Consider the following 6872-nt stretch of genomic DNA (forward strand, 5'->3'; position numbering starts at 1 on the left):
TTCACTCCAAGCCTGAATTATTGTTTTGCTCAGCTTTTTCAGTCTTATCTTTTTTAAAAATTTCAGGAATAAACGCACGATGGAAACCATTATAAGATTCACTATTTGTCGCATCGCCTAGCGGATACATTCGTGTTCCCTGCGATGCTGCCCCATCAATACGCAAAGTCACACCAGAGACAAAAGCCGCAGCATCAGATAACAAATAGCAAATTGCTGATGAAACTTCTGACTCGGTTCCCATGCGCTTTAAAGGCACATTGCCAGCAAGACTTGGAATAATCACCTTGGCAAAATCCCCGCTATAATTATCCATGCCAGATGAAACAATCCAACCCGGTGCTACAGCATTCACTCGAACGCCAGATTTCCCCCACTCAACCGATGCTGTTTTAGTTAAGTTATCAACCCCCGAACGTGCAGCGCCTGAATGCCCCATTCCTGGCATGCCGCCCCACATATCGGCAGTCATGTTGACAATACTGCCACCATGTTTTGCCATCCATTGGTTATAGGCTTCACGCATTAAATAGAAAGTTGAATGCAGATTATTACGCACGACTGCATCAAAGCCGTTCGCAGAGATATTCTCTAATGCGGAAGGAAACTGACCGCCCGCGTTATTAACTAAACCATCAAGTTTGCCGAACTTCTCAATCACTTCAGCAATCATATTCTTAACTTGTTCTTCTTCTCGGTTATCACACACAATAAAATGAACGAGTCCGCCATCCTCTGTAATTTCTTGGCTTACTTTTTCCAGTTTTTCAATTTTGCGTCCTGTAATTACGACTTGAGCCCCTAACGCGGCAAGCTCATGGGTAGTACAACGACCAATTCCTGAGCCGCCACCGGTCACAATAATGACTTTATTGGCAAAGGCATCAGGTCTAAAAATTGATTGATAACTCATCTTTGTTTCATCCATTCATTTTATTTTTCTAAAAGATTTGCCGGAACTTTTACAGGCATATCCAATAATTGTTGAGCAAATGCTTTGCCTTGTGGGTCAATACGCAGGCTTGCAACACCACCACCACCCAAGGCATTTTCCAACATAAAATTCAACGCATTTAAACTCGGCAATTCATAACGAATTACTCGTCCTTTTTCAGCATCCAAAACATGTTGCATATAGCTTGCAACAGCTTGCTCTGTGAGTGCTGCACGAATCCAAGGTAAATATTCTGCTTTACGCGCAATGACCCCAATATTGCTATGATTGCCTTTATCACCACTACGAGCATGCGCAATTTCAATCAAAGGAACTTCAATTTCATTCCCTTGATAAACCGCACTTTCACCTCCTGCAAAAGTATTGAATTGCTGAGTAGAAGACCCTTCAGGAATTTCAACAGGATAGCGTTTCCCATCAAAATCAACTTCCACATTGACCTGATTTTTATCAATTAAAAATGAAAATAACTTAATCACTGGAGATGCCTTAGGCCGCCCTCCAACGATTCCCGCTAAGGCTGGAGCCATTCCTGTTGAAGCCTGTGCAATTTCAGATGCAAAGAACATACAAGCTTCTTTAAACATGTGTTTTACAGCTATTTTGACGACCACTTCGCGGCTATTTAATGCTTGGGCATGTGCGCCATAAGTACTTTCAATGCCTAAAATTTCAACAGATTTTTCACTAAAAGGAGGTACTGAACGCATGGCCAGCACACGCTCACATTTAGTTAAAATGGCATCGGCAATTACTTGCGCTTTTTGTGGTGCTTCACGCCCTGCAATTAGAAAACTGACTAAAACCCGATAGCCATCAGGATAAGTTGCACTCACTTTATATTGTGCTGTAGGTGCTTGTCCTGTTGCACTAGTCACACGCACTCGATGCTCCCCGACTTGTTCTAGGCGCACCTGACTAAAATCAGCAATCACATCTGGTAATAAATAGGCTTGTGGATTGCCAATTTCATAAACAATTTGCTCTGCAACCGTTGCAATAGAAACCAGACCACCTGTCCCGTGTGGTTTGGTCACAACAAATGAGCCATCCTCACTGACTTCAACCACTGGAAATCCCATATTGTCGAAGCCTTGCACTAAGCGCCAATCAGTAAAATTACCGCCTGTACATTGAGCACCACATTCAATCACGTGTCCTGCCAATGATCCTTGAGCCAACTTGTCATAGTCCTCTAAAGACCACTGATATTCATGAAGCAACGGAGCAAGAACCACAGCCGAATCTACAACACGGCCCGTAATCACAATATCTGCGCCTAAGTTTAGTGCGTCACGAATGGCCACAGCACCTAAATAAGCATTACTGCTCGCCACCTGATCAGGCAAAGGCTCGCTGCTAAACATTTCTTGAATATTTTGTTGTTTGAACTGTTCTTGCTTTGCTAAAAGATCATCACCTAAGACCACAGCCACTTTCAGGTTTAAACCATATTCACTAATTATTTTTTGCAAAGCATCCCGACAAGCAAGCGGATTTACCCCACCTGCATTACTAATCACCTTAATCTTTTTTTCTGCAATTTTTTTAAGTAGAGGCGCCATCACTCGGCTGACAAAATCTAAGGCATAGCCATGTTTCGGCTCTACCATTTTCGCTTTTGCCATAATCGACATCGTAATTTCTGACAAATAATCAAAAACCAAATAATCAATATCGGTTAAATGCACCAATTGAAAAGCAGCAGTATTGGTATCTCCCCAAAATCCGGAGGCGCAACCTATCTTTACGACACGCTCATCATCCTGTTGATTACTTGCCATCTTATTTCTCATTATTTTGTTAAAAAATTATTCTCAACATTACCAAGCAAGCGCTTGGTTTGTAAAGAGCAAAATGTTATTGTGATGTTGACCAAATCTTCCAAAATTGATAATCATTCTGAAATATGGTGAGATTTAGCAAAAAATTTTAGTATTCATTTTTATTTAAAGGGTCAAACCGCACGTATGATTGCTACTTCAATTGAACAGATTCCAAATATCTCTTGCTTTGATGACAGCCCACGTGGTCGTTTATTACAAGGTGCCGCGTACCTATTTCACAAGCAGGGCTATGACAAAACTACTGTCCGTGAACTAGCTCAATTTATTGGTATTCAATCAGGAAGTTTGTTCCATCACTTCAAAAGTAAAGATGACATTCTTGCCCATGTGATGGAGCAAACCATCATTTATAACCTAGCCCGTTTAGAAGATGCAGCAACTCAATCTACAGATCCAGAGCAACAATTACGTGCCCTAATTAAAGCAGAACTCATCTCGATTACTGGAGATACAGGTGCTGCCATGGCTGTGTTGGTTTATGAATGGTTTGCTCTTTCAAAAGAAAAACAAGATTACCTTTTGAAAATGCGTAATGAATATGAGCAAATTTGGTTAGATGTTATTGAAAAGTTACGCACAAAGGGCAAGATAAAGCATGATGCCTTTATTTGGCGACGTTTAGTTGGTGGGGCGATTTCATGGACCGTAACTTGGTATAAACTTGAAGGAAAGGTCAAAATTGATGAAGTGACCGAAATGGTTTGGGAGATGGCTTTGAAATGAGTTCAGTCTATTTACGTAAACCTCAAATAAATGACTTAGCTGAAATTAAAGAAGCTTATGAACGCAGTGTTCAATTGCATCAACCTTGGACTTATCCACCCTCTGACTTTCAAACATATTTAGAACAAGAGCATCGCTATTTTGTCTGTTTAACCGATAGCCATGCGATTGCCGGAACATTTAATATTTCAAATATTATACGCGGTCACTTTCATTCAGCCTATTTGGGTTATGAAGCATTTCATCCCTATCAATGTCATGGCTATATGACGCAAGGCCTCAAATTATTACTCAATGAAGCATTCAAAAATTTAAATTTACATAGGTTAGAAGCGAATATACAACCTGACAATATTGCTTCAATTCATCTGGTTGCAAATGCAGGTTTTATCAAAGAAGGCTTTTCTCAACAATATCTTCGAGTAGGTGGAAAAGAGTGGAAAGATCATGAACGTTGGGCGATTTTAAACGAGGAATGGATTGAATCATTTCAATAAGCTCATGAATGTGATGCGGTGGCACAATGGCCACCTTATCAAAAATCAATAACCCAACTGCTTACTAATCAAATCTTTCATGATTTCTTCAGCACCACCACCAATCATATTCACCTTCACTTCACGGTAAATACGTTCAGACTTAGTTCCACGCATAAACCCCATACCACCCAATGTTTGCACAGCTGCATCAGCACAAAATTGCATAGTGCGAGTAGCAACATTTTTAAGCATTGAAATTTGAGCTACGAGCTCTGGGCCCTGTAACTTTTGTTGAGTCATTTTCCAAGCAGTTTCTTCAAGTAATGCCCGTGTTGAAGTCAATTGCGTTGCCATATCCACCAACTTATGACGAACTACTTGATGATCAATTAATCGCTTACCAAAAGTCTTACGTTGCTGGGCCCAATCTAAAGCTTCTTCATAACACACCAACGCATAACCATAAGCCACCACACCTAAGAAAAAACGCTCCATATTAAAGTTATTCATAATGACTTTAAAACCAGCATTTTCTTTACCTAAAAGGTTTGATACAGGCACTTTAACTTGGTCAAAATGCAAATGTGCTGTATCTGAAGCCCACCACCCCATTTTCTTTAAAGGTGTTTTAGTGATTCCTTCACTCTGGGCATCTATCAGCAACATCGAAATACCTTCAGCACCCGATTTAGTCGGGTCTGTACGCACCGCAACTGTATAGTAATCAGCGCGAATTCCTGAAGTGATAAAGGTTTTCTCACCAGAAACAATATAATAATCACCCTCTCGCACAGCCTTAGTCTGAAGTGCAGCAACATCTGACCCACCACTTGGTTCAGTAATGGCTAAGGCAGAAATTTTTTCACCAGAAATAATACTCGGGAGAACTCTAGCCTTTAATTCTTCACTACCAAAATGCTGAATCGGTGGTGCACCGATGGTATGTACCATCAATGAGATATGTACTCCACCAGAGCCAGCCTTCGCCATTTCGACACCAGCCAGCAATGAATAGAATGGATCAGCATCTGGAATGCCACCATATTCTTCAGAAAAACCTAATCCTAATAAACCAATCTCAGCAGCTTTCTTGTATAGTTCTCTTGGAAATGTCTCGGCTTCATCCCATTCATTGACAAAAGGTGCCATTTCTTTTTGTACAAATCGACGAACATTATCAGCAAAAGCAATGTGTTGTTCATTATAGTAAATTGGATTGGATTGCATTTTTAGAGATATCCTGATGTTTTTATTTAATTCCAAGGCATATCTTGGCATGTTTGGCATCAATCAAAAGTTGCAAGAATCTCCAATTTCTTGGCATAAAACATCAAACCCAATTATTCTTATTAAAATGCAAAGTCTATACTCTTAAACAGCAACGAAATCCACGAACCGCGTAATATGATTGCGCACCATTATGATAAACAAAAACACGGCCATAACGACGGTCAGCAAAAATCGCCCCATCTAATTGACGAATCTCATCTGGAGTTGCAAGCCAACTTGATGTTTTAAGATCAAACTCGCCTAACTTTTGTAATTGATAATATTGCTCTTCTGTTAGAAGTTCGACTCCCATTTCTATAGCAATATCGATTGCACTATTTTTAGGTGGGTGATCTTTCCTAGACTCTAAAGCTTCACGATCATAACAAAGACTTCTACGGCCTTTTGGTGTCTCAGGAGAGCAATCCATAAACAAATATTCATCACTCTGTTGGTCATAAGCTACCACATCGGGCTCTCCTCCTGTATTTTCCATTTCTTGCAATGACCATAGTTTGTCAGGAGATTTAATTAGTTTAGTCTGCACACTCAACCACTCTATTCCTTTATGCCGATGTGAATTCTTTTCGAATCTATCTTTTAGTAGCTCAATCAGTGTTTCTATTTGCTTTGGAGCTAATTGCTTTTTAATTACCATTGGATAAATCCTTATATTTATTAAGCTGAATGCCCATCAAAATAATTTATTTTTATTTTTTCTAAATCCATGTCATCTATGCATCGAACATTAATAGCAAAGATAGCATTACCCTTTGCATCTGTACCTTGAGCATAAGGATGAATACCACAAATTTTACAGAAATGATGGTTAATCACATGTTTGTTAAAAGTGTAATTCGCCAAATTTTCAGGGGTTTCTAATGAAATCTTAACTTGCTTACTTGGTAAGAACCAAAGCAAAGAACCTTTCTTCTGACATATTGAACAATTGCAAGATAAAACCTCTGATAACTCTCCTTCCGCTACAAATTTAATCGAACCACAATGACAACTTCCTTGATATTTCATTTTTCTTACTCTTTATATTTCTCATGCTACTTACTTTTCCAGTTTAAAAAATAACTTTCCATATAAAAATGTAATCTAATCCTACTTAAGTTTGAATTTAAAGGCCCATATGTAGGCTTAGAAGCACATTTCTAAACCAGAACGAACTCGAAATTTCCTTCATATAAAAAAGGGCTCTATAAGAGTTCTTTTTTATTGCCATATATTTCCCAACATTTTATGTGTGTATTTTAACTTAAGCATAAAAAAACACCCCCAACTGATGTTGAGGGTGTTTGAATAATGAGCTGGCGATGACTTACTCTCACATGGGAAACCCCACACTACCATCAGCGCTAAGAGGTTTCACTTCTGAGTTCGGGAAGGGATCAGGTGGTTCACTCTTGCTATGGTCGCCAGCACAACTGGTATGGATACTTGCATTGGTCTTATTGGTTGCCGATGCTTTTTCCAAATCTTTACAGATGGGCTGATTGAGTCTTACTTTATTTTGTTCATTTTAGCTAAGCGTATAACTAAATCAAGTTGCTTTGCATATTAATGAATCGATTGATGCTTTATATACAACTG

Annotated in this window: 7 protein-coding genes and 1 rRNA gene; 2 read left to right on the forward strand and 6 right to left on the reverse strand. The window is 39.3% G+C overall.

What is annotated here, in order from left to right; translation table 11 throughout:
- Position 1: 1 nt before the first annotated feature.
- Positions 2-913 (reverse strand): SDR family oxidoreductase, encoded by a 912-nt coding sequence (locus BMW38_RS18550; RefSeq protein WP_213031195.1) that lies wholly within the window; start codon positions 911-913, stop codon positions 2-4.
- Between the two features lie 20 nt (positions 914-933).
- The gene (locus BMW38_RS18555) at positions 934-2739 is read right to left on the reverse strand and encodes an acyclic terpene utilization AtuA family protein (RefSeq protein WP_092710887.1); all 1806 of its coding nucleotides are present in this window, start codon (positions 2737-2739) and stop codon (positions 934-936) included.
- Positions 2740-2925: 186 nt separating this feature from the next.
- Between BMW38_RS18555 and BMW38_RS18560 the strand changes: the two genes are divergently transcribed.
- Both BMW38_RS18560 and BMW38_RS18565 read left to right on the forward strand, forming a co-directional pair.
- Complete coding sequence (locus tag BMW38_RS18560) at positions 2926-3525, forward strand: TetR/AcrR family transcriptional regulator (RefSeq protein ID WP_092710890.1); 600 nt, start codon at positions 2926-2928, stop codon at positions 3523-3525.
- Positions 3522-4022, forward strand: a complete 501-nt coding sequence (locus BMW38_RS18565) for a GNAT family N-acetyltransferase (protein WP_092710893.1) — start codon at positions 3522-3524, stop codon at positions 4020-4022. The genes BMW38_RS18560 and BMW38_RS18565 overlap by 4 nt, the downstream gene beginning before the upstream one ends.
- A gap of 45 nt (positions 4023-4067) precedes the next feature.
- Here the strand turns inward: BMW38_RS18565 and BMW38_RS18570 are convergent, their stop codons facing one another.
- From BMW38_RS18570 to rrf, 4 genes are all read right to left on the reverse strand, one after another.
- Entirely contained in the window at positions 4068-5231 is a 1164-nt protein-coding gene (locus BMW38_RS18570) for an acyl-CoA dehydrogenase family protein (protein WP_092710896.1), read from the reverse strand.
- 136 nt (positions 5232-5367) lie between these two features.
- Positions 5368-5931 carry a DUF4256 domain-containing protein gene (locus BMW38_RS18575; RefSeq protein ID WP_092710899.1) on the reverse strand — a complete coding sequence of 188 codons (564 nt, stop codon included), beginning with the start codon at positions 5929-5931 and terminating at the stop codon, positions 5368-5370.
- Between the two features lie 20 nt (positions 5932-5951).
- Complete coding sequence (locus BMW38_RS18580) at positions 5952-6302, reverse strand: GFA family protein (RefSeq protein WP_092710902.1); 351 nt, start codon at positions 6300-6302, stop codon at positions 5952-5954.
- Between the two features lie 285 nt (positions 6303-6587).
- A 5S ribosomal RNA gene (gene rrf, locus BMW38_RS18585) occupies positions 6588-6702 on the reverse strand.
- Positions 6703-6872 lie beyond the last annotated feature (170 nt).

The organism is Acinetobacter sp. yr461, from assembly GCF_900110445.1.
Taxonomy (GTDB): domain Bacteria; phylum Pseudomonadota; class Gammaproteobacteria; order Pseudomonadales; family Moraxellaceae; genus Acinetobacter; species Acinetobacter calcoaceticus.